Source organism: Agromyces agglutinans (assembly GCF_009647605.1).
In the GTDB taxonomy this organism is placed as follows: domain Bacteria; phylum Actinomycetota; class Actinomycetes; order Actinomycetales; family Microbacteriaceae; genus Agromyces; species Agromyces agglutinans.
Genome location: NZ_WJIF01000001.1, coordinates 148,732 through 174,498, shown reverse-complemented (window position 1 = coordinate 174,498; position 25,767 = coordinate 148,732). Strand labels below are relative to the sequence as shown.

Genomic DNA, 25,767 nt, shown 5'->3' with positions numbered 1-25,767 from the left:
GGGTCAGCCGCCCGTCGGCGGCCGCCACGGCTCGTCGCCGCCGCGGCCGTCGGGCCGCCCGTCGGCCCGGCCGTCGCCGCGACGGCGCAGGTAGCGCTCGAACTCCTTGGCGATCGCCTCGCCGCTGGCCTCGGGGGCGTCCACGGCGTCGCGCGCCTGCTCGAGCTGGGCGATGTACCCGGCCATCTCCTCGTCGTCGGAGGCGAGCGCGTCGACGCCGGCCTCCCAGGCGGCGGCGTCGGCCTCGAGGCTGCCGCGGGGGATCGACAGGCCGGTCAGCTCCTCGAGCTTCGCGAGGAGCGCGAGCACGGCCTTCGGCGACGGCGCGTTGTGCACGTAGTGCGGCACCGAAGCCCAGAGCGAGACGGTCGGGATGCCCACGCGCTCGGCCTGATCGGCGAGCACGCTCAGGATGCCGACCGGCCCCTCGTACGTCGAGCGCTCGACGCCGAGCGACTGGCGCACCTCGGGGTTGTCGCTCGACGCGAACACCATCAGCGGTCGCGTGTGCGGGGCATCGGCGAGCATCGCACCGAGGAACACGATGGCCTCGACGTCCGCCGCGAGGGCTGCGTCGATGAGCTCGGCGGCGAAGCTCTTCCAGCTGCGGGCCGGCTCGGCGCCGATGATGACGTGGAGCGCGGCGGCACCCGGGCCCGTGACCGAATCGGGTCCGTCGGGTTCGGGCGCGATCGCGCCGGGGCCCATCAGGGCCGCACCCGGCCACTCGATGCGGCGGCGGCCGTCGTCGCCCGAGGCGACCATGGGCCGATTGAACTGGTAGTCGTAGTAGAGCTCGGGGTCGACGGCCGTGATCTCCACGAGCTCGAGCCGATCGACCAGCAGGCGGGCAGCGCCCGAGGCCGCCTCGCCGGCGTCGTTCCAGCCTTCGAAGGCGACGACGAGGAGCCTGCCGCTCCCGAATCCGGTCGGCTGTTGCACGCCCTGCCCTGCTTCCCGCCCCGGAGGCTCCGGGGCTCACCCCCACAATAGGCCGTGCCCGTAGACTTGCCCGTTGTGACCGCACCCCTTCCGGCCGCCGTTCTCTGGGACATGGACGGCACGATCGTCGACACCGAGCCCTACTGGATGGACGCCGAGACCGAGATGTTCGCCTCGTTCGGCATCGAATGGACGCACGACGACGCGCGGCAGGTGGTCGGCATGGGGCTCTGGGAGTCCGCCGACCTCTTCCGTCGCCGCGGCGTCGACCTCGAACCCGACGAGATCGTCTACGGGCTGACCGATCGGGTGCGCGCCCGCCTCGTCGCCGACGGCCTGCCGTGGCGACCCGGCGCCCGCGAGCTGCTCCAGGCGCTGCGCGAGGCATCCGTGCCGACCGCGCTCGTGACGATGTCGGTGCGCTCGATGGCTGAAGACGTGGCGCGGGCGATCCCGTTCGAGGCGTTCGACGTGATCGTCGCCGGCGACGAGGTCGCCGACCCCAAGCCGCACCCCGAGCCCTACCTGGCGGCCGCGGAGCGGCTCGGCGTCGACATCGCCGACTGCGTCGCGATCGAGGACTCGCCGGCCGGGGTGACCTCGGCCGCGGCATCCGGTGCCGTCGCGCTCGGCGTGCCGAACATCGTCGACCTCTCCGGCACCGCTCACGACGCGCTCTGGGCGACGCTCGCCGGGCGCACCCCGGCCGACCTCGCGGAGCTGCTCGCGAGCACCCGAACCGCGCGAGAGCGCACCCGCGCCGCACGAGAGGGAGAGGTCTCCGCGTGAGCGGCGGACGAGGCGAGCGCAGCGGTCCGTTCCGTGTGGGCGACCGCGTGCAGCTGACCGGTCCGAAGGGGCGGCTGCACACGATCACGCTCGAGCCGGGCAAGGTGTTCCACTCGCACAAGGGCGGCATCGCGCACGACGTGATCATCGGCCTGCCCGACGGCTCGGTCGTCGCGAACGAGGTCGGCATCGAGTACCTCGCCCTGCGACCGCTGCTCAGCGACTTCGTGATGTCGATGCCGCGCGGCGCGGCCATCGTGTACCCGAAGGACGCGGCGCAGATCCTCGCGCAGGCCGACATCTTCCCGGGCGCGACCGTCGTCGAGGCGGGCGTGGGCTCGGGCGCGCTGTCGCTGTGGCTGCTGCGGGCCATCGGCGAGGCCGGTCGCCTGTACTCCTTCGAGCGTCGTGCCGAGTTCGCCGACGTCGCGCGCGGCAACGTCGAGACCTTCCACGGTCGCGTGCCCGACCAGTGGTCGATCACGCTCGGCGACCTCGCCGACACCCTGCCCGACACCGTGGAAGCGGCATCCGTCGACCGGGTCGTGCTCGACATGCTCGCGCCCTGGGAGGTGCTGCCGGCCGTCGGCGAGGCCCTGCGGCCCGGCGGCGTCGTGCTCTGCTACGTCGCCACGGCGACGCAACTCTCCCGCGTCGCCGAGGCGCTCCGTGCGAGCGGTTCGTACACCGAGCCCATCGCGAACGAGACGATGGTGCGCGGATGGCACGTGCAGGGCCTGGCCGTCCGCCCCGACCACCGCATGATCGCGCACACCGGCTTCCTGCTGACCGCACGCCGGCTCGCACCCGACACGGTGCTGCCCGAGCTCAAGCGCCGCCCGTCGAAGACCGAGTTCAGCGATGAGGACGTCGAGGCGTGGACGCCGGGTGCGCTCGGCGAGCGGTCGGTCAGCGACAAGAGCCTGCGCAAGCGCGTTCGCGTCGCGGGCAAGTCGGCCGCGCTCGCGCGCGACGAGCCCGACGGCGCGGCGCCCGATGGCCCGGCGCCCGTCGAGGCGGCGCCCGTCGACTCCCGTGACGAGCCGTCCGGCGAAGCCGGGTAGGCTTTCAAGGCCCGTTCCGCGTCCCTCCCCACGAATCGAGGATCCGTGCGTTCGTCTCTCGCGCTCATCGCCACCGCAGGCCTGGTCGCCGTCGCGCTCACCGGTTGCGCGACCGCGCCCGAACCGGCCGTGGCACCCGGTGCCTCGTCCGAGGCCATCGAGGTCACGGGCGACTTCGGCGAGCCGCCCCGGGTCGAGTTCCCGACGCCCATCACGCCCGACGAGACGCAGTGCACCGTGGTCATCGAGGGCGACGGCGAGCCGGTGCGCGACGGCGACACCGTGCGCGTGGCCGCCTCGCTGTACGACGCGGAGTCGGGCGAGGAACTCCAGACCATCGGCTTCGAGGACGACGCGGTGCTGCTGACGCTCAACGAGGGCAAGACGCTCGCGGGCTTCCGCACGGGTCTCACGTGCGCCAACGAGGGATCCCGCGTCGTGGTCGCGGTGCCGCCGGCCGACGCCGCGAACCCGCAGACCGGGCAGGAGCCGGCCACCGGCGCGGTCGCCGTCTTCGACGTCATGGATGTCTTCCCCTCACGGGCGAACGGCACCCCGCGCCTGACGCGCGACGGGTTCCCGGCCGTCGTGCTCGCGCCCGACGGGCGGCCCGGCATCACGGTGCCCTCGTCCGACCCGCCGGCGCAGACCGAGGTCGAGGTGCTCCGCGAGGGCTCCGGCGCGGTCGTCGAAGACGGCGACGAGGTGCTCGTGCAGTACACCGGCGTCGACTGGCAGACCGGCGAGGTGCTGTCGAACGGCTCGACCTGGGCCACCGGCGGTCCGACGTCCTTCGTCGTCGGCGACGGCTCCAGCCAGATCCCCGGCCTCTCCAAGGCCGTCGAGGGCCAGCGGGTCGGCTCGCAGGTCGGCGTCATCGTCGCCCCCGAAGACGGCTTCGGCGCCGGCGGCAGTGGCGAGGCGGCCGGCGACGCGACGCTGTTCTACGTCATCGACATCCTGGGCGTGCTCTGACCCGCCGTTCGCGGGCCGCGCAATGGGTCGCGACGCCGTCGGCGTCGGGTTCGACGCCCAGTAGGATCGCACCTGTGAACGCTGCGGGGGAGCCGACGGAGCACCGGTCGAAGCCGGTGCCTGCGGTCGACCGGCAGTTCAGCCTCGTGCTCGCGCTGGTCGCGACCGAGTCGGGCCTGCTGAAGGGCGACATCCTCTCGACCGTGCGCGGCTACGCCGAGAAGTACGTCGACGGCGGCCCGAACGACAACCTCGAGCGCCAGTTCGAGCGCGACAAGGACGCCATCCGCGACCGCGGCATCCCGCTCGAGACCATCGAGTCGCCCGACCGGCCCGGCGACAACCAGTCGCTGCGCTACCGCATCCCGAAGGGCCGCTACGAGCTGCCCGAATCCGTGCGCTTCACGCCCGACGAACTCGCCCTGCTCGGCCTCGCGGCCGAGGTATGGCGCGAGGCATCCCTCTCCGACGACTCGCAGCGGGCGCTCACGAAGCTCCGCGGCCTCGGCGTCGAGCCGCGCGACCCCGTCATCGGGTACGCACCTCGGCTGCGGGTGCGCGAGTCCGCGTTCGAGCCCCTGCGGCGCGCCCTCGACCGGCGCCAGCGTGTGCGGTTCCGCTACTTCAAGCCCGGATCCGCCGAGCCGCGCGAGCGCACCGTCGACCCGTGGGCGATCGTCCTGCACGAGGGGCGCTGGCACCTGCACGGCTTCGACCACGGCGTCGAGGCGCCGCGCACCTTCCTGCTCTCGCGCATCATCGCGCCGGTCGAGCCCGTGCCCGGCCCGGTGGTCGAGGCGCCGGAGCCCGACATCCAGGACCGCATCCTCGCCGAACTCGAGGCGCTCCGCCAGGCGAACGTCGCCGACCTCGCGGTGAGCTCGGGCAGCGACGCCGAGGTGCGACTCGGCCGCCGCGCGGTGCTGCGCGACGACGATTCCGGCGTCATCCGGCTGCACTACACCGACGCCGCCGTGTTCGCCGACGAGCTCGCGAGCTACGGTCCCGAAGTGCGCGTCCTCGCGCCCGACGAACTGGCCGACGCGGTGCGCGACCGTCTCTCGCGGGTCGCGGCCGCCCACGGCGGGGGAGCGGGCTGATGGCTGCTTCGAAGGGACGCAAGGCGCCCGACCAGCTCGTGTTCCTGCTCTCGCTCGTGCCGTACCTGCTCGAGCAGCGCGTCGTCGACGTGGCGACCGCGGCCGAGCACTTCGGCGTCGCGGAGTCCGACGTGCGCGACGCGGTGCGGCTGATCGCGACGTCGGGGCTGCCCGGCGCGACCGGCACGTACCAGGCCAACGACCTCTTCGACATCGACTGGGACTCCTTCGAGGACGACGGCGTCATCGTGATCGTGCACCACGTGGCCATCGACGACGCGCCTCGCCTTTCGGCGCGCGAGGCGGCCGCGCTCATCGCCGGCCTCCAGTACCTCTCGGCCACGCCCGAGAACGCCGGCCGGGCACAACTCGACTCGCTGCTCGCGAAGCTCACCGCGGGCGCGTCGTCGACGCCCACGCGGCTCGCGGTCGCCGAATCCGAGGCGGATGCCACGCTCGAGGTCGCCCGGAGGGCCGTCGCCGAGGGGCGGCAGCTCGAGTTCGACTACCGCAACGCGCTCGGTGAGCAGGCGCGGCGGCGGGTCGACCCCCTCAGGATCGCGTCGCTCGGGCCCGACTGGTACCTGCAGGCGTTCGATCACGTGCGCGACGACCTGCGCAACTTCCGGGTCGACCGCATGAGCGGGCTCGTCGTGAGCGACCTACCGGTCGACGACCATTCCGACCGGGTGCTCTCCGACACGCTCTTCCACGGCTCCGACACGGATCTCGATGTGGTCGTCGATGTGGCGCCCGAGGCGCTGCCGCTGATCGCCGACTACCTCGCCGATGCGCGTGAAGAGCGGGTCGGCGACCGACTCAGGGTCACGTTGCGCGTCGCGCACCACCACGGGCTGAAGCGCCTCGTGGCCGGGCTTCCCGGCCTCGTCACCGTGGTGGAGCCGCCCGAGGCGCGCGCCGTGGTGGCCGACTGGGCGGCCGCCGGACTCGCGGCCTACGAGGTCTGACCGGCAGACGTCCGCCGCGAGCGGAGGCCCGCAACCCCGACGGGTTAGACTGTGCCGACAACGCCCATCTGAGCATTGGACGAATTCCCATGTGGCAAGGCTTCACCGGTTGGCACGCGCTGATCATCCTCGTGGTCATCCTGCTGCTGTTCGGCGCGCCGAAGCTCCCCGCGCTCGCGCGCAGCCTCGGCCAGTCGATGAAGATCCTCAAGAACGAGGTCCGTCCCGACGCCGGCAAGGCCGACGCCGATGACGACGCCGACCGCACCGCGGCTTCGGGCAAGACCGGTACGACGGTCGCCTCCGAGGAGAAGCCCAAGTCGGTGGGCACCACCGACCCGGGTTCCTCCGCCTGACGCGCGTGACCGCCGTGAAGCCGCGCGGCGAGAAGAACCGCGAGAAGCGGATGTCGCTCGCCGCGCACCTCATCGAGTTGCGTCGGCGCCTGTTCATCTCCGCGGCGGCGCTCGTGGTCGGCATGGTCGCCGGCTGGATCCTGAACGAGCTGTTCGTGTGGGACGCGATCCAGGAGCCGGTGGCGCGGGTCGCCGAGGCCCGCGGCGACGACGTCGAGACCGCGCTCGTGTTCCCCACCCTCGCGAGCGCGTTCGACCTCAAGCTGCAGATCGCGTTCACCCTGGGCATCCTGCTCTCGTCGCCGGTGTGGCTGTACCAGATCTTCGCGTTCCTGGTGCCCGGCCTGAACCGTCGCGAACGCCGCTACACGCTGTGGTTCTTCGTGAGCGCGATCCCGCTGTTCTTCGCTGGGGCTGCGGTCGCGTGGTTCGTGCTGCCGAACATCGTGAAGATCCTCACGAGCTTCGTTCCCGAGGGGTCGATGTCGCTGCTCACCGCGCGCGAGTACATCGATTTCGTGCTGAAGCTCGTAGTCGCGATCGGCGTGGCGTTCGTGGTGCCGGTGTTCATCGTGCTGCTGAACGTCATGGGCGTTCTCAGCGCGGCGTCGATCATCAAGTCGTGGCGCGTCGCCGTGCTCGTGATCGTGCTGTTCACGGCGTTCGCGACGCCCTCGGCCGACGTGGTGTCGATGTTCCTGCTGGCCGTGCCGATGATCGGGCTCTACTTCGCCGCATGGGGGATCGCGCACGCCCACGACCGTCGCGTGGCGAAGCGCCAGCGCGAGGAGTTCGGCGCCGAGTTCTCCTAGCCGGCGCTCGCCCGCGCGGCGTTCGGCGGCCGCGGTCGTGCCGCGTGTCTAGGCTTGACCCATGAGCCTCAGTCCGGCGGAGCGCTACGCCCTCTCGCGACAGCAGCGGAACCGGCCGAGGCTGGCGGAGTTCGCCGCCGTGCAGCGCTTCGATCTCGATCCCTTCCAGCTCGCGTCCTGCGGCGCCCTCGACGAGGGCCGCAGCGTGCTGGTCGCAGCGCCGACGGGTGCCGGCAAGACCGTCGTCGCCGAGTTCGCGGTGTACCTCGCGATGCAGTCGACCGACGAGAAGGTCTTCTACACGACACCGATCAAGGCGCTCTCCAACCAGAAGTACCAGGAGTTCGCGGAGCGCTGGGGTGCCGACCAGGTGGGCCTGCTCACCGGCGACACCAACATCAACTCGAGCGCGCGCATCGTCGTCATGACGACCGAGGTGCTGCGCAACATGCTCTACGCCGACTCGCCGCTGCTCGACCGGCTCGCCTTCGTCGTGATGGACGAGGTGCACTACCTCGCCGACCGGTTCCGCGGCGCGGTGTGGGAGGAAGTCATCATCCACCTCCCCGAGGAGGTGCGGCTCGTCTCGCTGAGCGCGACCGTCTCGAACGCCGAGGAGTTCGGCGACTGGCTGCAGGCCGTCCGCGGCGACACCGACGTCATCGTCTCCGAGGAGCGCCCGGTGCCGCTGGAGCAGCACGTGCTCGTGCGGCAGAAGCTCATCGACCTGTTCGACTCGAGCGGGCAGGCCGCGACCCACCGAGTCAACCCCGAGCTCCGCCAGCTCGCTCGCGGCAACGCCGGCGGTGGCGGCCGGTCGATCGGTGCGAGGTCGCAGCGCGGCCGGCGCGGCGGCGACCGCGGCCGCTTCCACCGCCCCGACCAGGGCGCGCGCATGGACCGGCCCGAGGTCATCGCCATGCTCCAGGCCAAGCACCTGCTGCCCGCGATCGTCTTCATCTTCTCGAGGGCCGGCTGCGACCAGGCGGTGCGCCAGGTGCTGCGCAGCGGCATCCGGTTGACGGATGCCTCGGAACGCGACGCGATCCGGCAGATCGTCGAGGCTCGTGCGCGCCTCCTGCGCGACGAGGACCTCGCCGTGCTCGGCTACTGGGAGTGGCTCGAAGGCCTCGAGCGCGGGGTGGCCGCGCACCACGCCGGCATGCTGCCGGCGTTCAAGGAGATCGTCGAGGAGCTCTTCCAGGAGAAGCTGCTGAAGGTCGTCTTCGCGACCGAGACGCTCGCGCTCGGCGTGAACATGCCGGCCCGTTCGGTCGTGCTCGAGAAGCTCGAGAAGTTCAACGGCGAAGCGCGCGTGCCGATCACGCCGGGGGAGTACACCCAGCTCACGGGTCGTGCCGGCCGGCGCGGCATCGACGTCGAGGGCCACTCGGTGATCCACTGGGTCGACGGCCTCGACCCCGAGTCGGTGGCCTCGCTCGCGTCACGGCGCAGCTACCCGATGAACTCGAGCTTCAAGCCGACCTACAACATGGCCGTGAACCTGATCGACCAGTTCGGCCGTGAGCGCACGCGGCAGATCCTCGAGCTCTCGTTCGCGCAGTTCCAGGCCGACCGCGCGGTCGTCGACCTCGCCCGCACCCTTCGCAAGCAGGAGGAGTCGATGGCCGGGTACGAGCAGGCGATGACCTGCCACCTGGGCGACTTCGGCGAGTACTCGGGCCTGCGCCGACGCATCGGCGAGCTCGAGCGGCAGGCATCGAAGGGCAACCCGACGCACGCGCAGCGCGAGCGGATCCAGCGCGAGCTGAACGGCGTCCGCAAGGCGATGCGCGCGCATCCGTGCCACGGCTGCGCGGAGCGCGAGGCGCACGCCAGGTGGGCCGAGCGCTGGTGGCGGCTGAAGAAGGAGCACGACCAGCTGCAGGGCCAGATCCGCAGCCGAACCGGACAGGTCGCGAAGCGGTTCGACCGGGTGACCGAGGTGCTCGAGCAGCTCGGCTACCTCGAGCGCGACGCGAAGGGCGAGCTGGTCTCCACCGCGGCCGGCCGAACGCTGAAGCGGATCTACGGCGAACGGGACCTGCTCGTCGCCGAGTGCCTGCGCCGAGGCCTCTGGGACGGACTCGATGCCGCCGGCCTCGCGGCGATGGCCGCCTCCCTCGTCTACGAGCCGCGCCGCGACGACCGCGGCGTCGAGTACCGGCTGCCGAAGGGCCGCTTCCGCGGCGCGCTCGAGAAGACCGGCGACGCGTGGTCGATGCTCGACGACCTCGAGCGCGACCACCGGCTGACGGGCAGCGAGGCGCCCTCGCCCGCGCTCGCGCAGGCCATGTGGTCGTGGGCGAGCGGCGCCGGACTCGGCAGCGTGCTGGAGGACACCGATCTGGCGGCCGGCGATTTCGTGCGCCTGACGAAGCAGGTGATCGACCTGCTCGACCAGATCTCGATCGTCGCGGACGCCCCGCTCGGTTCGGCCGCGCGTGCGGCGATCGACGCCGTACGGCGCGGCGTGGTCATCGACGGCGCGGTCGCCTGATCACCCGGGTGCGGATGCCTCGCACCCGGGTGGTCGGCGGCATCCGGCGGCTCGCCTAGGCTGATTCCGTGCCCCTGAACGCCCGCCCGCTGCTGCCGTGGTGGGCGGCCGTGCCGACCGCGGTGCTCGCCGGGTTCGTCTACGACTGGGCGTTCCCCGATGTCGGCATCTGGCCGCTCGCCTTCGTCGGCATCGCGCTCGCGCTGCTCGTGCAGGTCGGCCGGTCGGCGTGGGGCGGACTCCTGGTCGGCTACCTCTTCGGCGCGACCTTCTACCTCGTGCACGTCGACTGGACGAGCCGGTACCTCGGGCCCGTGCCGTGGCTCGCGCTCTCGTTGTTCGAGGCCCTCTTCGTCGCGGTCGGCGGGCTCGCGATCACGCTGGCGTACCGATGGCTGCCGCGGGGGGTCGGTGGGCGCTGGATGCGGCTCGTCGCCCTCCCGGCCCTCGTCGCGGGCCTCTGGACCACGCGCGAGATCGCGATCGGCACCATTCCGTACGGCGGATTCCCGTGGGCGCGTGCCGCGCACAGCCAGGCCCTGAGCCCGTTCGCCGAGACCGTGTCGTGGGTCGGCCAGCTCGGGCTCAGCTTCGTGATGGTCTTCATCACGGCGGCGGTCATCGAGTGGGTGCGCCTCGCCCGGTGGCGCGACCTGCGCACCCTGCTGCCGGTCGTCGTGGTCACCGTCGTGGCCGTGGTGCTGCCGGCGTGGCCGACGCAGGCCGCCGGCGAACTGCGCGTCGCGAGCGTGCAGGGCAACGGACCGGCGGGGTATTTCGATGAGCGCGAGCGCGGCGAGGTGCTCGAGAGCCAGGTCGAGGCGACCGTGCCGATCCTCGACGAGGAGGGCGTCGACGTGCTGCTCTGGCCCGAGGGTTCGGTCGACATCGATCCGACGAGAGACGAGGCGACCGCGCGGCTGCTCGACTCCATCGCGGAGCGCCTCGACGATGCCCCGTTCGTCGTGAACACGGTGACCGTCGAGGGCACGCAGGAGGACGACCTGCGCTTCTTCAACACGTCGCTGCTGTGGCGTGCGGGCGAGGGCGCCGTCGACCGGTATTCGAAGCGGCATCCGGTGCCCTTCGGCGAGTACATTCCCGACCGCGACTTCTACATGCTCTTCGCGCCCGACCTGATCTCGCTGGTGCAGCGCGGCTACTCGCCGGGCACCGAGACGCCGGTGTTCGACCTCGGTGATGCGATCGCGGGACTCGCTATCTGCTTCGACGTCATCTACGACGACGTCATCTGGGAGGGTGCGCGTGACGGCGCTGAACTCTACCTGTTCCAGACCAACAACGCCGACTTCCGCGGCACCGACGAGAACCTCCAGCAACTCGCGATCGCGCGACTGCGCGCCATCGAGACCGGCCGGTCGGTGGTCAACATCTCGACCGTCGGCACGAGCCAGGTGATGCTGGCCGACGGTTCGACCATCGACTCGTTGCCGGCCGACGAGCCGGGTGCGATGGTGACGGATGTCCCGTTGCGCACCGGCGCGACCCCGGCCGTCGTGCTCGGCGAGTGGGTGCCCGCGATGATCCTCGTGCTCTCCCTCGGTGGTCTCGTGGCGGCCGGCGTGCTCGCGCGGCGCCGCGCACGCCGCGCGACTCCGGACGACGAAGACGCCGGCCCGTCGGGGGACGAGCCGGCGTCGGTTTGACGTCAGGTCAGGAAGCGGTCTTCTGCGCCTGTCCGCGACGGGCGCGCAGCCACTGCAGGCGCTCCTCGAGCAGTTCCTCGAGCTCGGGGATGGTGCGGCGCTCGAGCAGCATGTCCCAGTGCGTGCGCGCCACCTTCTCGCCGGAACGGTCGACCACGACCGGCTTCTGGTCGACGAGCAGCGTGGCGTTGTGCCCGCAGAAGCGGCACTCCCACGTGTCGGGGATCTCGGCCTCGGTGGAGAAGACCATGACCGTGTCGCGACTGCAGTCCTCGCAGCGGTACGTGTACTCCGCACGGTCTGCGAACACCACGCCGTCCTCGCTCTGCAGGCTCTGCGCCCCGATTCGCATTCCGCGAAGGCTTCGGTCTGCCATGGCGGCTCCTCTCGATCGTCTACCTGTATAAACGATCAAGCTGGGCATTCCCTTTCCGCCGCCTGCGCGTTTGTCGGGGAATTCTCAGCTTCGTGCTCGGATGAGCGGGAGCGCGAGATCGCATCGATCGGTGACGAGGCCATCGACGCCGAGGTCGAGCAGGCGGCCCATGTCGACAGGGTCGTTCACCGTCCAGACGTGCACCTCGGCGCCGGCCGTATGCACCCGCTCGACGAATCGCCGCGACACGAGGGGGAGGGGGCCGACCCGTTCGGGCACCTGCGTCGCATCGGCGCCGGCGAGCGCCCATCGCATCATCGCGCGGCCGCCGAGGAGGGACGCCGCCCAGGCCCGGATGACGCCGCCGCGGCCGGCCGAGGTGGCGACGCCCGGTACGAGCGATGCGAGCCGTCGTCGGCGGGCATCCGAGAAACTGGTGAGGAGTACCCGGTCGGCTGCGGCCGTGCGGCGGACCGCATCGACGGTCGCTTCGACCGCGGCCTCGACCTTCACGTCGACGTTGAAGCGCAGCGTTGGAAACGCGTCGAGCACCTCGTCGAGCGGCGCGAAGCCGTGGCCGGCGCCGAGGTCGACGGCCCGCAGCTCATCCATCGTGAGGTCGGCGACCGATTCCGTGCGCGCGGCGACGCGGTCGAGCGCGGGGTCGTGCGCGACGACCGCGACGCCGTCGCGCGAGAGATGCACGTCGGTCTCGACGTACTGCACGCCCACGGCGGTGGCCGCAGCGAACGCGGCCGGCGTGTTCTCGGGGACGTCGAGGGCGAGGCCGCGGTGCGCGAGCACACGCGGCCTCGCCGGTTCGAAGTACGCCGATGCCACCGCTCGGCTAGAGCAGGTCACCCGGGCGTTCGGTCGGACGATCCGTCGGGCGACCCGTCGCGCGCGGCGGCTGGTTCGACTCGGCGGTTCCGGGGGCGAACGCCTTGCCGATGCCCTTGAGGGCCTCGGTCAGCTCGCTCGGCACGATCCAGAGCTTGTTCGCCGTGCCCTGGGCGAGCTCGGGCAGCGTCTGGAGGTACTGGTAGGCGAGCAGCTTGGGGTCGGCATTTCCCTCGTGGATGGCTCGGAAGACCGTCTGGATGGCCTCCGCCTCACCCTGCGCGCGCAGCACGGCGGCCTTCGCGTCGCCCTCGGCCTGGAGGATCGCGGCCTGTCGCGCACCCTCGGCGGTGAGGATCTGCGACTGCTTCGTGCCCTCGGCCGTGAGGATGAGCGCACGGCGGTCGCGCTCGGCGCGCATCTGCTTCTCCATCGAGTCCTGGATGGAGAGGGGCGGGTCGATCGCCTTGAGCTCGACCCGGGAGACGCGGATGCCCCACTTGCCGGTCGCCTCGTCGAGCACCACGCGCAGCTGCCCGTTGATGTTGTCGCGCGAGGTCAGCGCCTCCTCGAGGTTCAGCCCGCCGACCACGTTGCGGAGGGTCGTCGTGGTCAGCTGCTCGACCGCACCGAGGTAGTTCGCGATCTCATAGGTCGCGGCCCGGGCATCGGTCACCTGGAAGTAGACGACCGTGTCGATCGAGACGACGAGGTTGTCTTCGGTGATCACCGGCTGCGGCGGGAAGGAGACGACGTTCTCGCGCATGTCGACGAGCGGCCGCAGCCGATCGATGAACGGGATCAGGATGTTCAGCCCGGGCGTGAGGGTCTTGTGATAGCGGCCCAGGCGTTCGACGACACCGGCGTAGGCCTGGGGGATGATGCGGATCGATCGCGCGAGCACGACGATCACGAAGATGACGATCGCGACGACGACGATCGTCACGATGACGGTGGAGATGTCCATTACTGCGGCGTGCTCCTCTCAACCGGGACGACGACGGCCGTCGCCCCGTCGATGCCCGTGACGAGCACCTTCTCGCCGACCGCGACGTCGGCCTGTTCGGTGATGGGCGACAGCCTGGCGGTCCAGACGTCGCCGTTCTGCAGCTTGACCTGGCCCCCGACGCCCGAAACCGTGCGCACGACCTGGCCGCCCGCCCCGATGAGGGCGTCGATGTTGCTGCGCGCCGGGTCGCCGCCGCGCCGGAGCGTTCGCAGCAGAGGCGGTCGGAGCAGGAGGATCAGCGCGACCGCGACGACCGCCGCGATGATGAACTGCGCGTACCACGGGATGCCGAACAGCCCCGAGAGCAGGCCCGCGACACTGCCGATGGCGAGCATCAGGAAGGTCATCTCGAGCGTGAAGATCTCGATCGTCGCGAACACGAGGATCAGCACGAGCCAGACGATCCACGCGTACTGGGTCAGCACATCCACTATCCGTCTCCTTCGAACGCGCCCCCGATCGAACCTAGCAGTGCGGGGGTCGCTGGGGGAGATTGATAGGGTCGGTTGGCCGATACCGATCGCGGCCTCCCGCGCCGATCCATCGAGGAGCACCATCGTGACCAACCCACTCGCCCCCGGTTCCCTCGAGGGCCGCGTCGCCCTCGTGACGGGGTCCTCCCGCGGCATCGGCGCCGACACCGCGCGCTATCTCGCGCAGGCGGGCGCCGCGGTCGTCATCAACTACCGGAGCAAGGCCCCGCGCGCCGAGAAGGTCGTCGCCGAGATCGTCGCCGGAGGCGGGCGGGCCATCGCCGTGGGCGCCGACCTCACCGACGCCGACTCGGTCGGCGCGATGTTCGCGCAGGCCGAGGCCGAATTCGGCAAGGTCGACGTGCTCGTGCTCAATGCCTCCGGAGGCATGGAGAGCGGCATGGGCGAGGACTACGCCATGCGGCTGAACCGCGATGCGCAGGTCAACGTCGTCGAGGGCGCGCTGCCGCACCTCGCGGAGGGCGCACGCATCGTGTTCGTCACGAGCCACCAGGCCCACTTCATCCGCACGACGCCGACCATGCCCGAGTACGAGCCGGTCGCGCTCTCCAAGCGGGCCGGTGAAGACGCCCTGCGCGAGAAGCTGCCGCAGCTCGAGGCATCCGGCATCGGGTTCGTCGTCGTCTCGGGCGACATGATCGAGGGAACGATCACGGCGACGCTGCTCGAGCGTGCGAACCCCGGCGCGATCGAGGCGCGCAAGCAGGACGCGGGCCGCCTCTACAACGTCGCCGAGTTCGCCGCCGAGGTGGCGCTGGCTGCCGTCGAGCCGATCCCCGCCGACCACACGCGCTACGTCGGCGACATCTCGGGCTTCCGTCCCGCGTCGCTGGACTGACGCGTCGGCGGGCTCGTCGCGTCGACGCGACGACGGACGACGAGCGCCGACGGGTCGCCCGACGGACACGACGAGGCCGGCGGGAGCGATGCTCCCGCCGGCCTCGATCGTCGCGAAGCGGGTCGGTTCAGGCGGTCTTCGCGCCCTTGCCGAACGTGAAGGCGCGCACGATCTGCACGATGCCCAGCACGATCAGCGCGATGCCGGCGAACCAGAACAGGAACACCGCACCCCAGAGCGGGGAGAACAGCAGCACGAGACCGGCGACGAGGCTCAGGATGCCGAAGAAGATCGCCCATCCCTTCGAGGCCGCGTCGCCCGACTGCACGAGTGCGACGACGCCTTCGACGATCCACAGGATGCCCACGAACACGCCGAGGAAGATGCCGAGGAACACGGCCGACTCCGACGGGTTGGCGAGCACCACGATGCCGGCGATCACGAACAGCACGCCGAGGATGATGTCGAGCGCCCTCGCGCCACCCGTGATGCCCTTCGAGAAGATGCCGAGGCCGAGGTAGGCCACGCCCGCGATCACGAAGTAGAGGCCGAAGATCCACGCGAGCGCGACCGCGGTCTTCTCGGGCGCGAACGTGATGAACAGGCCGATGATGAGCGAGACCGCGCCCGAGATGCCGAGCGTCGTGCGGACCGTGTTGATCGCCGACTTCGACAGGTCGGCCGCGTCGAGCGAGAACGCGGCGAAATACGAATCCGACTGCGGACTGGACATGGTGGTACCCCCTTCTGGTGCGGCGACGATGGTCGCGCAGACTCAGGCTATGGCTGGTCGAACGCTGCAGGTCGGATGTGAACGCGCGAGTCGCGGCAGCGCCGTACGCCCGATGCGCTAGCGCGTCGTGCCGGCACGACGCCTTCGCCGAGCATCGGGTGATATCCTCGCCGACGTGCGGCGTGACCAGAGTGACCAGGACGGCACCTGATGACTCCCATCACCGAATCCCAGATCCGCTCCTCGTTCGTGAACGCCTCCCGCAAGGAGGTGAGCGACGTGTCACTGCCCGCCGACTTCGATCGGCTCGACTGGGAGCGCCTCGAGTTCCTCGGCTGGCGCGACCGGAAGTTCCCGCAACGCGGCTACGTCGTCACCGAAGTGGGCGACCGCCTCGTCGGCGTCCTGCTGAAGCGAGCGGATGCCACGCCCCGCGCCCGCGCGCAGTGCACGTGGTGCCAGGACGTCGAGCTCGCCGACGAGGTCGTGTTCTACTCCGCCCGCCTCGCCGGCGCTGCCGGGCGCAAGGGCGACACGATCGGCACCCTCTGCTGCGCCGACTTCGGATGCTCCGTCAACGCGCGGAAGCGGCCGCCGGCGGTCTACCCCGGTTTCGACTTCGACGCGGCGAAGGCCCAACGCGTCGCCGGACTGCGAGAGCGCGTGAGCGCGTTCGCCGCAGCCGTGCTCGCCGGCGCCGCGGACTGACCGTGACAGGCGGCTGACCCGGCCCTACGATGTGCCCCATGCGATCGATTGCGCGCCGGAGTGGGGGAGTCCTGTCGCAATGCGCCGTCGCGATCGTGGCCGCGATCGCGATGGCCGGATGCTCCGTGCCCGAGGGTGGTCCGGATGCGCCGTCGACGACGGCCCCCGCGGCGTCCCCGCCCTCGTCGACCCCGTGGGAGCCGCAGATCCCCGACCCGACCGTCGCGGTGAACGTGGTGCCGGCCCAGATGGGCGATTGCCCGGTCGACCCCGCGGCGCACGGCCTCGTCGCCTTCGTGGTCACCTCCGACGACGACACGACTCCCGTCGCGGTGACCTATCCCGTGTTCCGAGCCGACGGTTCGCGACACGTGCGCCGGATGACGCAGCCGGGCCCGGTCATCGCGGTCCTCCAGACCGACTGCACCGACGGTGTGGTGTCGAGCCCCTGGGAGTTCCGGGCGACGGCCGACTCGGGCGGCTCGCTCTCGTGCACGCTGACGTACGGCGGCAAGCGCGTCGTGAGCGACAGCGACTTCGTGGAGGGCGACCTCGACCCGGGTCTCGAGGTCGACTGCACGGGGCACCCCGGCATGTGAGCGCTCAGGCCACGGCGTCCAGCCGGACCTCGACGATCGAGCCCGTATCGCCGCGATAGTCGCCGAAGCGGGCCCAGTCGGGCCGCACGCGCACGACCACGATCGATTCCGATCGCACCGAGTCGGCGAACTCGGGGAACGTGCCCACGTACGCCGCAGCGCAGCGCTCGAGCGCGGCATCCGTCGGCAGGTCGGCGACCCCCTGCACCTGCAGGGTCGTGCCGTCGCGGCCGCCGATCACGAGCGCCACGCGCGGGTCGCGCAGCAGGTTCGCGACCTTGCGCGAGTCGCGGCGGGCGTCGAACACGAACTCGCCCCGATCGGTCGCCGTGACGGGCAGGTAGGCGGCCTGCGGCTCGCCCCCCGGTCCGAGCGTGGCGACGACCGCCTCGGGGCGGGCGAGCACATACGACACCATCGACTTCCGATCCATGGCGACAGGGTAGCGGCGCGGCAGGCGGTCATGCGAAGCGGCGTCGCGGCAGAGCGCGGGTCCGGCGACCGGCTGGGCATTGACCCCCGGGGATGGCACGATCGAAGGGTGCCCGGACCGAATGACGACGCGCAGCGCCTGCGGGATCTCGCGCTGCTGCGGCGCGTGCGCGATCGCATCGACCGCGAGTACGCCCAGCCCCTCGACGTCGAGGCGCTCGCCCGGGGCGTCAACCTGTCGGCCGGCCACCTGAGCCGCGAGTTCAAGCGGGCGTACGGCGAATCGGTCTACAGCTACCTGATGACCCGGCGCATCGAGCGTGCGATGGCGCTGCTGCGGCGCGGGGACCTCACCGTGACCGAGGTGTGCTTCGAGGTCGGATGCTCCTCGCTCGGCACCTTCAGCACGCGCTTCACGGAACTCGTCGGCGTGCCGCCGAGCGTGTACCGGAACGAGCCCGACGGCGTGTTCGAGGCGGTGCCCTCGGTGCTCGCGAAGCGCGTCGCCAGACCGGTCAGGAATCGAGAAGCGACGCCCGCCCGCCGTCGCTAGCGTGGCGGACATGGACATCACGATTCAGTACACGTTCCTCCCGCACACCGACGCCGAGGCATCCCTCGCCTTCTATCGCGACGTGCTCGGCTTCGAACTGCGCAAGGACGTCGGGTACGACGGCATGCGCTGGCTCACGCTGGGTGCGCCCGGGCAGGACGCTGCGGTGGTGCTGACACCGCCGACCGCGGACCCGGGCATCACCGAGGAGGAGGGCCGGACGATCGCCGAGATGATGGCGAAGGGCACCTACGCCAGCATCGTCCTCGCGACGACCGACGTCGACGGCGTGTTCGAGCAGGTGCAGGCCAGCGGCGCCGAGGTCGCGCAGGAGCCGATCGACCAGCCGTACGGCGTGCGCGATTGCGCGTTCCGCGACCCCTCGGGCAACATGGTCCGCATCCAGCAGCCGAGCTGACGTTGCATCCGATGGTCGGTCGCATTGGCCATGATGGTGACATGACGAATCCGGCCGACAGCCATGACCTGATCCGCGTCCAGGGCGCCCGCGAGAACAACCTCAAGGACGTCAGCGTCGAGCTGCCGAAGCGGCGGCTCACCGTGTTCACCGGCGTCTCCGGATCCGGCAAGAGCTCGCTCGTGTTCGACACGATCGCGGCCGAGTCGCGACGGTTGATCGACGAGACGTACAGCGCGTTCGTGCAGGGCTTCATGCCGTCGGTTCCGCGGCCCGACGTCGACGTGCTCGACGGTCTCACGACCGCGATCATCGTCGACCAGGAGCGACTCGGCGCCAACCCGCGTTCCACGGTCGGCACCGTGACCGACGCGAACGCGATGCTGCGGATCCTGTTCAGCCGGCTCGGCGAGCCGCACATCGGCGGCCCGACGGCGTTCTCGTTCAACATCCCGACGCAGCGCGCCAGCGGCGTGATGACGGGACCGGGGGGCGAGAAGAAGATCGTGCAGGACGCGATCTACCTCGGCGGGATGTGCCCGCGCTGCGAGGGGAGGGGTCAGGTGTCGGATCTCGACCTCGCCCAGATCGTCGACGAGTCGAAGTCGCTCGACGAGGGCGCCATCATGGTGCCCGGCTACACGGCCGACGGCTGGATGGTGAAGGGGTTCTCGGCGTCGGGGTTCTACCCGGCCGACAAGCCGATCGCCGAGTTCACCGAGAAGCAGCGCCATCTCTTCCTCTATGGCGAGGTCACGAAGGTCAAGATCAGCGGCATCAACATGACCTACGAGGGGCTCATCCCGAAGATCACGAAGGCGATGCTGTCGAAGGACCTCGATGCGCTGCAGCCGCACATCCGGGCGTTCGTCGAGCGCGTCGCGACGTTCGCGCCCTGCCCCGAGTGCGACGGCACCCGGCTGACCGAGGGAGCACGATCGTCGAAGATCGACGGCGTCAGCATCGCCGACGCCTGCCGCATGCAGGTCACCGACCTCGCCGAGTGGGTGCGTTCCCTCGATCGCCCCGAGGCGGGCCCGCTGCTGACGGCGTTGAGCGCGAACCTCGACGCGTTCGTCACGCTCGGCCTCGGCTACCTCAGCCTCGAACGGCCCTCGGGCACGCTCTCGGGTGGCGAGGCGCAGCGCATCAAGATGCTGCGCCACCTCGGGTCGTCGCTGACCGATGTCACGTACGTGTTCGACGAACCCACCGTGGGGCTGCACCCGCACGACATCCAGCGCATGAACACGCTGCTCCTGCAACTGCGCGACAAGGGCAACACCGTGCTCGTCGTGGAGCACAAACCCGAGACCATCGCGATCGCCGATCACGTGGTCGACCTCGGGCCGGGCGCGGGCCGCAACGGCGGCGAGATCGGGTTCGAGGGCACCGTCGACGGGTTGAAGGCGAGCGGCACCATCACCGGCCGGCACCTCGACGATCGCGCGTCGATCAAGCCGTCGGTTCGCTCGAGCACGGGCGCGATCGAGGTGCGGGGCGCCTCCGCGAACAACCTGCACGACGTCGACGTCGAAATCCCGCTCGGTGTGCTGACGGTGGTAACGGGCGTCGCCGGCTCGGGCAAGAGCTCCTTGATCCACGGCTCGGTGTCGCCTCGCCCGGGCATCGTGTCGATCGACCAGGGCGCGATCAAGGGTTCTCGGCGCAGCAGCCCGGCCACCTACACCGGGCTGCTCGAGCCGATTCGCAAGGCGTTCGCCAAGGCGAACGGGGTGAAGCCGGCGTTCTTCAGCGCGAACTCCGAGGGCGCGTGCCCGACGTGCAAGGGCGCCGGTGTCATCGTCACCGAGCTCGGCTTCATGGACTCGATCGAGACGCCCTGCGAGGACTGCGGCGGCAAGCGATTCCAGGCGGCCGTGCTCGAGTACAAGCTCGGCGGACTCGACATCACCGAGGTGCTCGACCTTCCCGTCGCGAAGGCACGCGAGTTCTTCTCGTCGGGTGAAGCGAAGATCCCCGCAGCCGCGGCGATCCTCGGCCGCCTCGAGGATGTCGGGCTCGGCTACCTGAGCCTCGGACAACCGCTCTCGACGCTGTCGGGCGGCGAACGTCAGCGGGTCAAGCTCGCGATCGCGATGGGGGAGTCGGGCGACGTCTACGTGCTCGATGAGCCGACGACGGGCTTGCACCTCGCGGATGTCGAGAACCTGCTGCGGCTGCTCGACCGCCTCGTCGACTCGGGCAAGTCGGTCATCGTGATCGAGCACCACCAGGCGGTGATGGCGCACGCCGACTGGATCATCGACATCGGCCCGGGCGCCGGGCACGACGGCGGGCGCGTCGTGTTCGAGGGCACGCCGGCCGACCTGGTCGCGAGTCGTTCGACCCTGACGGGGGAGCACCTGGCCGAGTACGTCGCCGGCTGAGGCCCGGCCCTCACGAACCGAGGGCGTCGACGCGTTCGCGCACATAGGCGCCATCCGCATCGGTCTTCGGCGGGTCATCCGGGTGGATGCCACGCCGCCGCGCTCGTTCGCGTGGAGAGTGTCGTGCACGCCTCACGCGCGCGTGGCATCATCACGGAATGCGAAGTCGCCGTGCCCACCGATCCGGTATCCGCGTGATCGTCGCGTGCGTGGCCCTCGCTTCGGCCGCACAGCTCACCGGATGCACCGTCGGCAGCGGGGCCGTCGCCGAGGTCGCGCCTGAGACGACCTCGACCCCGAGTGGGCGACACTCGGCTGGTACGGCGGGTAGCCGGCGGATGGGCGCTCGAACTGCCGGCGACGATCGGCCCGCCGTCGGCACCCGCCCGGGGGAACCGCGGTGGCCGGCTACCGGCGCAGGCTACCGACGCTCCGAGATCTCGGCGACGATCGGTTCGGGCGATGCGCTCTGGGAGCGGGCCACGACCGATCTGATGCGCTGGCGGGTGAAGACGAGAAGCGGATTCCGAGTCACGCCCGATGCTGTCGCACGGCCGGGGGCGCGACCCGTGATCGTCGCGCGGGCACTCGGGTGTTCCATCAGGGAACCCGTCGAGGTGACGGAGGTGGCTCGAACCCTCGGCCGCGTCGGGTTCGCCTACCGCACTCTGCCGGGGCATCCCGTCGACGGCGAAGAGGCGTTCATCCTGCACCGCGCGGGGGATGCCGTCGTGCTGACGGTCCGCTCGCTGACGCGTCCGGCGCGGAGCGGGCTTTGGCGCTTCGCGTACCCGCTGCTGCGCGTGGCGCAGCTCGAGGCGCGGCGGCGATACCTCCGCGCGCTTCGGTGAGCGCCGGCGCCGCGATCACGCCGCAGTCACTGCCCGGACACGCTCTTCGACAACCCACTGCACCAGGTCAGCAGGGAGGGGAGCGGCCGGCGTGAACCGGATGGCCCCTCCTGAAGCGTCGAATCCCGCGAGGCGTTCGGCATGCGTGTCGGCGAACGCCGTGTCCATCACGTAGAGGCTCAGGTGCTTCGAAGCCGCGCCGAGGGAAACGAGCGGTTTCCCAGCGAGTCGGTAGGTCGGAATGCCGTAGCCGAGCACCTCTTCGGCCTCGGGCACCGCGGTCCGGATGACGGCTCGGAGCCGCTCGAGCGCGACCTTCGCACCGGATGGCAGCCCCGCGAAGAACTGGTCGGGCGTCGACGGCTTGGTGGAGTTCATGCGCGGGCCTCCGCAGCAGGTTCGGATGACGTGACCGCCTCCGATGCCGCGCTCGGCGTCTCCCGAAGCAGGTCGAGGGCGATCACCGCCGGCCACAACCAGATCACGGCTCCTCCGGCGAGGACCCAGCGGAAGTCCTCGAGCGGGAACGCGACGAACCCCAGCACCAAGTACGCGACCGGTGTCGCGATGCAGTAGGCCATCCAGCCACGCCGCTTGAGACCGCCGTAGCGTCGCGCCAGCACGAGGCACGCCGCGATGAGCGCGGTCGCGATGAGCATGGGGGAGAGGTTGTGGAGGGTTCCCGTGAGTGACGGTTCGGGCACACCGCTCGGTGCGCCGGCGGGGAAGCCGAGAGCCGCGTCGGTCGGGAAGACGCCGCCCCACACCAGGCCCAGCCCGAACAGCGCGATCAGGATGGGGCCCCAAGTGCGGCCTCGACCTGGGGAGAGCGCGCGCCGGAACCCGAATGCGGAGGCGATGACGAGTGCTCCGCTGAGGACGAAATTGGTCGTCTGGATCCAGCCGAGATCGCCGAGCGCGAGCATGCTGAGGGCGTGGATCCGAGCATCGAACCCGGACCGGGTCGCCGCCTGGACCAAGACCGTGACGACGAACAGGGGTGAGCCGACGGCGGCGCAGAGGAGAAGGATGCGCGTGGACGTCGATGAGCGGATGGGGCGGGCTGCGGTGGTCATGATGGACTCGCTTCCTCGAAGGGCCAGAGTGGCCGCCAGTCGGGTAGTTCGTGGAACCGACGCAGCTCGGCGATGCCGCTGAGCACGCCCATCCACGCGGCGTACGGAGGCCGGTCGGGGTCGAACCCGCTCTGGCTGATGGTCAGGCGGGTTCGTCCGCCCGAGCCTTCGAGCTCCCAGGTCACCGTGCCCATGCCGGCGAAGTCGACGGACATCCGCCGCTCGGGGGCGAATTCCACGATCCGTCCGTAGCCGAATCGACCGCCCTCGCGCGGCTCGATCTCGAGTGGGGCACCGAACCACGCGCTCACCTTCTCCGAGGAGACCAGTGATTCGAACACGGCATCGACCGGCGCGGCGATCATCACCTCGGCGCTGAGTTCGTTACTCGTGAGATCGGCTCGGGGAGTGACCTCACGTTCCTCGAGCAGGTCGACGAGGTTGGCGAGGGCGAGGGCCCAGAACGTCTGCAACTGGCCGAGCGGCCCTTCGCTCGCCGGGTCGAAGCCGGACTGCGTCACTTGGATGCTCGTCGCGAGCGCGTCCAGCGGTTCTAGCGCGATGGACACGTCGGTCGCCGTATTGTCGAGGTCCCAACGGAACCTGATCGAGCGGTCGGTCGCCGAGGACAGGGTCTGCCTCGGCTCATCGCCGTCTGGGATGAATCGCCCCCAGAACCGGTACCGGTTCGGGAGTTCGACGTCGGCGAACTCCGAGAGCCATTGCGTCAGGGCTGCCCTGTCGGTGAGGGCGGAGAAGGCCTTGTCGATCGTGGCATCCGCCCGCACGACGAGCGTGAGTGTCTCGCTCATGATGCTCCGGCGCTCGCGGGGTAGCACGCGACGGCCAGCTTGAAGGCGTCGCCCTCCGCGCCGCCGAACCGGGTGAACAGTTCCTGGAGCGACTCTCGCAACGCAAGCATGAACTCCTCCCGTTGCTCGGGGCGAACACGAACGTCACCCGAGATGCCGATCGACGGCAGGCGGGCGGCGTCGGGATCGAGCGTCGCGATGTCGCGCTGCACCTGCTCGGAGAGATCGAGCAACTGCGCGAGGTTGTGGTCGTCGCCGCTCCTGGCGGCACCTTGGATCTCACTCACGATCGCCGGAGAGACCCAGTACTTGCGCGCGGTCGCTTGGTACAAGCCCTCAGTGAGACCGCGAACCTTGCGTTCGGCGACGAGGCGCACGAGGCCGGCAGCCTCGAGACGCTTGACGTGGTAATAGATGCGCTGCGAGCTCTGGTCGAGCCGCGCAGCCACCTCGGTGCAGGTTCGGGGGACGGCCAACTCCCGGAGGATCGTCAGCCGCTGCGGCTTCAGCAGCGTCTCGGCCTGGTCGAGTCGATCGAGATAGGCGACGTCTTTCATACAACTGAGTTTTTACGTACAAATCGGATTTGTCAATAGGTTGTGTGGATTCCTCACTTCACGAACATGCCGCGATGTACCGACGTGTGACACGATTCCGTTCCGAGCGCTCGCAGTGAGCCTGCGAGCACTCGTTGATCCTGGCGCGGCGCTCGACGCAGACCACGCTCCTGCCTGAGTCGTCGCGCCGATAATGCACATTATGTCGGATCAAATGGCGAACCGAGGAAGGCCTCGCCAGCAACGGCAACGAGCACCGCTTCCCTCATTCGCCGCTGATCAGCGTTTACTCGGCAGTTGACACGCGTGAGAACCCGCGAGGGGCGCCGCCTCAATCGAGGCCGACACCCCTCATAGGTTCATGATCCAGCGATCCCGCTCAGGGGTCGAACGCTTTCGCCCACTGAGTTCGCCCGGCCGGCAGCGGCCGCTGGTGGCCTCAGGACTTCAGGTATCCGCGCGCCTCGACGATCCGGCCGTCGCGGATGCGAATGAGGTTGACCCCGCAGACCCAGTCATGTGGGCCGGTCCCCCAACGCAGGATCCACGGCGCCACCGCGAGGTCGCCGAGCATCTCCGCGGGCTCAGGCGAGAACTGCAGGTCCGCGTCACCCGCGAGATCAGACCAACGTGCGAGACACGCTCGACGGCCCTCGTGACGGACTCCGGCGGGAGCCGGGGACGTGTCCTCGATGACGCATTCCTCGGAGATCAGGTCCTCGAGCATCGTCGGGTCGTGCAATCGGAATGCCAGATTGTAGCGGTCCATGACCTCATGGATGGTGCGGGGTGCATCAGTCATTGGGGACTCGTCCTCGTCTGCGGGTGAATGGATCGGCGGCATACGACAACATCTGCCCATCAGAACTGCGCGTAGTGCGGGCGTCCAGCGGGCCGATAGGTCTGGATCATCACTCCCTTCGAATCGGAGCGCGACTCGATCAGGTTCATCGCGATATCGCGACCTGAGTCCGCGAAGAGTCGGGCTCCCTGCCCGAGGACCACGGGGACGATGATGAGCTCCATCTCGTCGACGAGGTCCTTCTCCAGGAGCCACTGGATGAGCCGGCTGCTTCCGTGCACCTGCAGTTCACCGTCCGCGCTCGCCTTCAACTCCGTAACCGCCGCGAAGAGGTCATCTCCCAGGACCTCCGTGTTCGACCATTCCGGTTCCGTCAACGTGCTGGATGCCACGTACTTGGGCCGTGCGTTCAAGGCCACCCCGATCGGATGCCGCTTCAGGTCCTCGATCGTGCCCCAGAAGTCGTGCAGGATGTCGTACGTACGACGGCCGAAGAGGAACGCATCAGCGCGCTCGAACGTCTCGGCGATGTGATCGCGGGTCGCGTCGTCACCCGCTCCCCTCGCCCATCCGCCGCGTTCGAAACCCGCGTTGCGGTCCTCGACCGTTGGGCCGCCATTCCCCTGCGTCACCCCGTCGAGCGTGATCTGCGTGATCGTCGTGAGCTTCATCGGATCGGTCCTCCATGACTGCGGCACCCACGCGTTGGGTGCTCTTCACCGACGCAACGAACGGCGTCGCCCGAATCCGACATCAGCCGAAGGTTGCATTCGGAACGCCTGAGGCGGTCAGTCGTCGGTGACGAGTTCACGTCCAACTGGGCTGAGGCAGCACCGAGAGCTGGACGATCGGCCATGCGCAGGCATACTGTGGGCCCGACGACCCTCGAGGAGGAGCATCCATGTCCCTGAACGAACGTGAGATCGAATCGACGCCTGACCTCGCGATCGAGCGGGCGCTCGAGGCGGCTTCGCTGCGTGCCGGTGACTCGCTCGGCGGTTCGACGGCCTCGGTTGCCCAGGAATGGGAGCCGTCCGCGGTTGAAGCCGGGGATATCGCCGGCGGCGCCGACGGAGATTGACTGAGTAGGCGCGAGTCGCCACGAA

General features: G+C 70.1%; 30 protein-coding genes. 17 read left to right on the top strand and 13 right to left on the bottom strand.

Annotated features, from left to right (window positions below; all coding sequences use genetic code 11):
* Positions 1 to 3 precede the first annotated feature (3 nt).
* Positions 4 to 942, bottom strand: a complete 939-nt coding sequence (locus GE115_RS00845) for a PAC2 family protein (RefSeq protein WP_312854747.1) — start codon at positions 940 to 942, stop codon at positions 4 to 6.
* Between the two features lie 75 nt (positions 943 to 1,017).
* Between GE115_RS00845 and GE115_RS00840 the strand changes: the two genes are divergently transcribed.
* The 9 genes from GE115_RS00840 (at position 1,018) to lnt (ending at position 11,173) form a co-directional block, all read left to right on the top strand.
* On the top strand, positions 1,018 to 1,731 hold the full coding sequence (locus GE115_RS00840) for an HAD family hydrolase (protein WP_312854746.1): 714 nt from the start codon (positions 1,018 to 1,020) through the stop codon (positions 1,729 to 1,731).
* A complete protein-coding gene (locus GE115_RS00835; RefSeq protein ID WP_312854745.1) occupies positions 1,728 to 2,795 on the top strand; it encodes a tRNA (adenine-N1)-methyltransferase in 1,068 nt (355 codons plus the stop codon). The genes GE115_RS00840 and GE115_RS00835 overlap by 4 nt, the downstream gene beginning before the upstream one ends.
* Before the next feature lie 45 nt (positions 2,796 to 2,840).
* Positions 2,841 to 3,770 carry an FKBP-type peptidyl-prolyl cis-trans isomerase gene (locus GE115_RS19180; RefSeq protein WP_153682941.1) on the top strand — a complete coding sequence of 310 codons (930 nt, stop codon included), beginning with the start codon at positions 2,841 to 2,843 and terminating at the stop codon, positions 3,768 to 3,770.
* Between the two features lie 74 nt (positions 3,771 to 3,844).
* A complete protein-coding gene (locus GE115_RS00825; protein ID WP_312854744.1) occupies positions 3,845 to 4,870 on the top strand; it encodes a helix-turn-helix transcriptional regulator in 1,026 nt (341 codons plus the stop codon).
* On the top strand, positions 4,870 to 5,838 hold the full coding sequence (locus GE115_RS00820) for a helix-turn-helix transcriptional regulator (RefSeq protein WP_153682940.1): 969 nt from the start codon (positions 4,870 to 4,872) through the stop codon (positions 5,836 to 5,838). Before GE115_RS00825 ends, GE115_RS00820 begins: the two co-directional genes overlap by 1 nt.
* Before the next feature lie 89 nt (positions 5,839 to 5,927).
* Positions 5,928 to 6,194 carry a twin-arginine translocase TatA/TatE family subunit gene (tatA, locus tag GE115_RS00815; RefSeq protein ID WP_153682939.1) on the top strand — a complete coding sequence of 89 codons (267 nt, stop codon included), beginning with the start codon at positions 5,928 to 5,930 and terminating at the stop codon, positions 6,192 to 6,194.
* Between the two features lie 50 nt (positions 6,195 to 6,244).
* Positions 6,245 to 7,006, top strand: a complete 762-nt coding sequence (gene tatC, locus GE115_RS00810; protein ID WP_153683298.1) for a twin-arginine translocase subunit TatC — start codon at positions 6,245 to 6,247, stop codon at positions 7,004 to 7,006.
* 61 nt (positions 7,007 to 7,067) lie between these two features.
* A complete protein-coding gene (locus GE115_RS00805) occupies positions 7,068 to 9,506 on the top strand; it encodes a DEAD/DEAH box helicase (RefSeq protein ID WP_153682938.1) in 2,439 nt (812 codons plus the stop codon).
* A 68-nt stretch (positions 9,507 to 9,574) separates the two neighbouring features.
* The gene (gene lnt / locus GE115_RS00800) at positions 9,575 to 11,173 is read left to right on the top strand and encodes an apolipoprotein N-acyltransferase (protein ID WP_312854743.1); all 1,599 of its coding nucleotides are present in this window, start codon (positions 9,575 to 9,577) and stop codon (positions 11,171 to 11,173) included.
* A 7-nt stretch (positions 11,174 to 11,180) separates the two neighbouring features.
* On the opposite strand, the gene GE115_RS00795 is transcribed toward lnt, so the two are convergent.
* From GE115_RS00795 to GE115_RS00780, 4 genes are all read right to left on the bottom strand, one after another.
* Entirely contained in the window at positions 11,181 to 11,549 is a 369-nt protein-coding gene (locus tag GE115_RS00795) for an RNA polymerase-binding protein RbpA (protein WP_153682937.1), read from the bottom strand.
* 84 nt (positions 11,550 to 11,633) lie between these two features.
* The gene (locus GE115_RS00790; protein ID WP_312854742.1) at positions 11,634 to 12,353 is read right to left on the bottom strand and encodes a glycerophosphodiester phosphodiesterase family protein; all 720 of its coding nucleotides are present in this window, start codon (positions 12,351 to 12,353) and stop codon (positions 11,634 to 11,636) included.
* Positions 12,354 to 12,396: 43 nt separating this feature from the next.
* A complete protein-coding gene (locus GE115_RS00785) occupies positions 12,397 to 13,356 on the bottom strand; it encodes an SPFH domain-containing protein (protein WP_153682936.1) in 960 nt (319 codons plus the stop codon).
* On the bottom strand, positions 13,356 to 13,829 hold the full coding sequence (locus GE115_RS00780) for an NfeD family protein (RefSeq protein ID WP_172979609.1): 474 nt from the start codon (positions 13,827 to 13,829) through the stop codon (positions 13,356 to 13,358). Before GE115_RS00780 ends, GE115_RS00785 begins: the two co-directional genes overlap by 1 nt.
* Before the next feature lie 127 nt (positions 13,830 to 13,956).
* Between GE115_RS00780 and GE115_RS00775 the strand changes: the two genes are divergently transcribed.
* Positions 13,957 to 14,730 carry an SDR family oxidoreductase gene (locus GE115_RS00775; RefSeq protein ID WP_312854741.1) on the top strand — a complete coding sequence of 258 codons (774 nt, stop codon included), beginning with the start codon at positions 13,957 to 13,959 and terminating at the stop codon, positions 14,728 to 14,730.
* 127 nt (positions 14,731 to 14,857) lie between these two features.
* Here the strand turns inward: GE115_RS00775 and GE115_RS00770 are convergent, their stop codons facing one another.
* Complete coding sequence (locus GE115_RS00770; protein ID WP_153682933.1) at positions 14,858 to 15,463, bottom strand: HdeD family acid-resistance protein; 606 nt, start codon at positions 15,461 to 15,463, stop codon at positions 14,858 to 14,860.
* Positions 15,464 to 15,673: 210 nt separating this feature from the next.
* Between GE115_RS00770 and GE115_RS00765 the strand changes: the two genes are divergently transcribed.
* The gene (locus GE115_RS00765; protein WP_153682932.1) at positions 15,674 to 16,171 is read left to right on the top strand and encodes an FBP domain-containing protein; all 498 of its coding nucleotides are present in this window, start codon (positions 15,674 to 15,676) and stop codon (positions 16,169 to 16,171) included.
* Between the two features lie 38 nt (positions 16,172 to 16,209).
* Positions 16,210 to 16,770 carry a hypothetical protein gene (locus GE115_RS00760; protein WP_153682931.1) on the top strand — a complete coding sequence of 187 codons (561 nt, stop codon included), beginning with the start codon at positions 16,210 to 16,212 and terminating at the stop codon, positions 16,768 to 16,770.
* A 4-nt stretch (positions 16,771 to 16,774) separates the two neighbouring features.
* On the opposite strand, the gene GE115_RS00755 is transcribed toward GE115_RS00760, so the two are convergent.
* Positions 16,775 to 17,203, bottom strand: a complete 429-nt coding sequence (locus tag GE115_RS00755; protein WP_153682930.1) for a pyridoxamine 5'-phosphate oxidase family protein — start codon at positions 17,201 to 17,203, stop codon at positions 16,775 to 16,777.
* Between the two features lie 108 nt (positions 17,204 to 17,311).
* Here GE115_RS00755 and GE115_RS00750 point away from each other — a divergent pair, with 108 nt between their 5' ends.
* The 4 genes from GE115_RS00750 (at position 17,312) to GE115_RS00735 (ending at position 21,414) form a co-directional block, all read left to right on the top strand.
* Positions 17,312 to 17,755, top strand: coding sequence for a helix-turn-helix transcriptional regulator (locus tag GE115_RS00750; protein WP_312854740.1), 444 nt, complete (start codon positions 17,312 to 17,314; stop codon positions 17,753 to 17,755).
* Positions 17,756 to 17,765: 10 nt separating this feature from the next.
* Complete coding sequence (locus GE115_RS00745) at positions 17,766 to 18,173, top strand: VOC family protein (RefSeq protein WP_153682928.1); 408 nt, start codon at positions 17,766 to 17,768, stop codon at positions 18,171 to 18,173.
* Positions 18,174 to 18,214: 41 nt separating this feature from the next.
* Positions 18,215 to 20,563: an ATP-binding cassette domain-containing protein gene (locus tag GE115_RS00740; protein ID WP_153682927.1), complete on the top strand. Its 2,349-nt coding sequence runs from the start codon at positions 18,215 to 18,217 to the stop codon at positions 20,561 to 20,563.
* Positions 20,564 to 20,649: 86 nt separating this feature from the next.
* Positions 20,650 to 21,414: a DUF1990 family protein gene (locus tag GE115_RS00735; RefSeq protein WP_312854739.1), complete on the top strand. Its 765-nt coding sequence runs from the start codon at positions 20,650 to 20,652 to the stop codon at positions 21,412 to 21,414.
* A gap of 15 nt (positions 21,415 to 21,429) precedes the next feature.
* Here the strand turns inward: GE115_RS00735 and GE115_RS00730 are convergent, their stop codons facing one another.
* The 6 genes from GE115_RS00730 to GE115_RS00705 all read right to left on the bottom strand — a co-directional run bounded on the left by GE115_RS00730 (position 21,430) and on the right by GE115_RS00705 (position 25,332).
* Positions 21,430 to 21,792: an iron chaperone gene (locus GE115_RS00730; protein WP_153682925.1), complete on the bottom strand. Its 363-nt coding sequence runs from the start codon at positions 21,790 to 21,792 to the stop codon at positions 21,430 to 21,432.
* On the bottom strand, positions 21,789 to 22,490 hold the full coding sequence (locus GE115_RS00725; RefSeq protein ID WP_153682924.1) for a DUF998 domain-containing protein: 702 nt from the start codon (positions 22,488 to 22,490) through the stop codon (positions 21,789 to 21,791). Before GE115_RS00725 ends, GE115_RS00730 begins: the two co-directional genes overlap by 4 nt.
* Entirely contained in the window at positions 22,487 to 23,302 is an 816-nt protein-coding gene (locus GE115_RS00720) for an SRPBCC family protein (RefSeq protein WP_153682923.1), read from the bottom strand. Before GE115_RS00720 ends, GE115_RS00725 begins: the two co-directional genes overlap by 4 nt.
* A complete protein-coding gene (locus GE115_RS00715; protein WP_153682922.1) occupies positions 23,299 to 23,859 on the bottom strand; it encodes an ArsR/SmtB family transcription factor in 561 nt (186 codons plus the stop codon). Before GE115_RS00715 ends, GE115_RS00720 begins: the two co-directional genes overlap by 4 nt.
* Positions 23,860 to 24,298: 439 nt before the next feature.
* Positions 24,299 to 24,661, bottom strand: a complete 363-nt coding sequence (locus GE115_RS00710) for a nuclear transport factor 2 family protein (protein WP_153682921.1) — start codon at positions 24,659 to 24,661, stop codon at positions 24,299 to 24,301.
* A gap of 59 nt (positions 24,662 to 24,720) precedes the next feature.
* Complete coding sequence (locus tag GE115_RS00705) at positions 24,721 to 25,332, bottom strand: dihydrofolate reductase family protein (RefSeq protein WP_153682920.1); 612 nt, start codon at positions 25,330 to 25,332, stop codon at positions 24,721 to 24,723.
* Between the two features lie 230 nt (positions 25,333 to 25,562).
* Here GE115_RS00705 and GE115_RS00700 point away from each other — a divergent pair, with 230 nt between their 5' ends.
* Positions 25,563 to 25,742 carry a hypothetical protein gene (locus GE115_RS00700; RefSeq protein ID WP_153682919.1) on the top strand — a complete coding sequence of 60 codons (180 nt, stop codon included), beginning with the start codon at positions 25,563 to 25,565 and terminating at the stop codon, positions 25,740 to 25,742.
* Positions 25,743 to 25,767 lie beyond the last annotated feature (25 nt).

What these genes read in the sequence shown, in the direction of transcription:
- GE115_RS00820 (WP_153682940.1), top strand. Translation starts at nt 4,870, where the DNA reads ATGGCTGCTTCGAAGGGACGCAAGGCGCCCGACCAGCTCGTGTTCCTG.
- tatA (WP_153682939.1), top strand. Translation starts at nt 5,928, where the DNA reads ATGTGGCAAGGCTTCACCGGTTGGCACGCGCTGATCATCCTCGTGGTC.
- tatC (WP_153683298.1), top strand. Translation starts at nt 6,245, where the DNA reads ATGTCGCTCGCCGCGCACCTCATCGAGTTGCGTCGGCGCCTGTTCATC.
- GE115_RS00805 (WP_153682938.1), top strand. Translation starts at nt 7,068, where the DNA reads ATGAGCCTCAGTCCGGCGGAGCGCTACGCCCTCTCGCGACAGCAGCGG.
- GE115_RS00795 (WP_153682937.1), bottom strand. Translation starts at nt 11,549, where the DNA reads ATGGCAGACCGAAGCCTTCGCGGAATGCGAATCGGGGCGCAGAGCCTG.
- GE115_RS00785 (WP_153682936.1), bottom strand. Translation starts at nt 13,356, where the DNA reads ATGGACATCTCCACCGTCATCGTGACGATCGTCGTCGTCGCGATCGTC.
- GE115_RS00770 (WP_153682933.1), bottom strand. Translation starts at nt 15,463, where the DNA reads ATGTCCAGTCCGCAGTCGGATTCGTATTTCGCCGCGTTCTCGCTCGAC.
- GE115_RS00765 (WP_153682932.1), top strand. Translation starts at nt 15,674, where the DNA reads ATGACTCCCATCACCGAATCCCAGATCCGCTCCTCGTTCGTGAACGCC.
- GE115_RS00760 (WP_153682931.1), top strand. Translation starts at nt 16,210, where the DNA reads ATGCGATCGATTGCGCGCCGGAGTGGGGGAGTCCTGTCGCAATGCGCC.
- GE115_RS00755 (WP_153682930.1), bottom strand. Translation starts at nt 17,203, where the DNA reads ATGGATCGGAAGTCGATGGTGTCGTATGTGCTCGCCCGCCCCGAGGCG.
- GE115_RS00745 (WP_153682928.1), top strand. Translation starts at nt 17,766, where the DNA reads ATGGACATCACGATTCAGTACACGTTCCTCCCGCACACCGACGCCGAG.
- GE115_RS00740 (WP_153682927.1), top strand. Translation starts at nt 18,215, where the DNA reads ATGACGAATCCGGCCGACAGCCATGACCTGATCCGCGTCCAGGGCGCC.
- GE115_RS00735 (WP_312854739.1), top strand. Translation starts at nt 20,650, where the DNA reads ATGCCACGCCGCCGCGCTCGTTCGCGTGGAGAGTGTCGTGCACGCCTC.
- GE115_RS00730 (WP_153682925.1), bottom strand. Translation starts at nt 21,792, where the DNA reads ATGAACTCCACCAAGCCGTCGACGCCCGACCAGTTCTTCGCGGGGCTG.
- GE115_RS00725 (WP_153682924.1), bottom strand. Translation starts at nt 22,490, where the DNA reads ATGACCACCGCAGCCCGCCCCATCCGCTCATCGACGTCCACGCGCATC.
- GE115_RS00720 (WP_153682923.1), bottom strand. Translation starts at nt 23,302, where the DNA reads ATGAGCGAGACACTCACGCTCGTCGTGCGGGCGGATGCCACGATCGAC.
- GE115_RS00715 (WP_153682922.1), bottom strand. Translation starts at nt 23,859, where the DNA reads ATGAAAGACGTCGCCTATCTCGATCGACTCGACCAGGCCGAGACGCTG.
- GE115_RS00710 (WP_153682921.1), bottom strand. Translation starts at nt 24,661, where the DNA reads ATGACTGATGCACCCCGCACCATCCATGAGGTCATGGACCGCTACAAT.
- GE115_RS00705 (WP_153682920.1), bottom strand. Translation starts at nt 25,332, where the DNA reads ATGAAGCTCACGACGATCACGCAGATCACGCTCGACGGGGTGACGCAG.
- GE115_RS00700 (WP_153682919.1), top strand. Translation starts at nt 25,563, where the DNA reads ATGTCCCTGAACGAACGTGAGATCGAATCGACGCCTGACCTCGCGATC.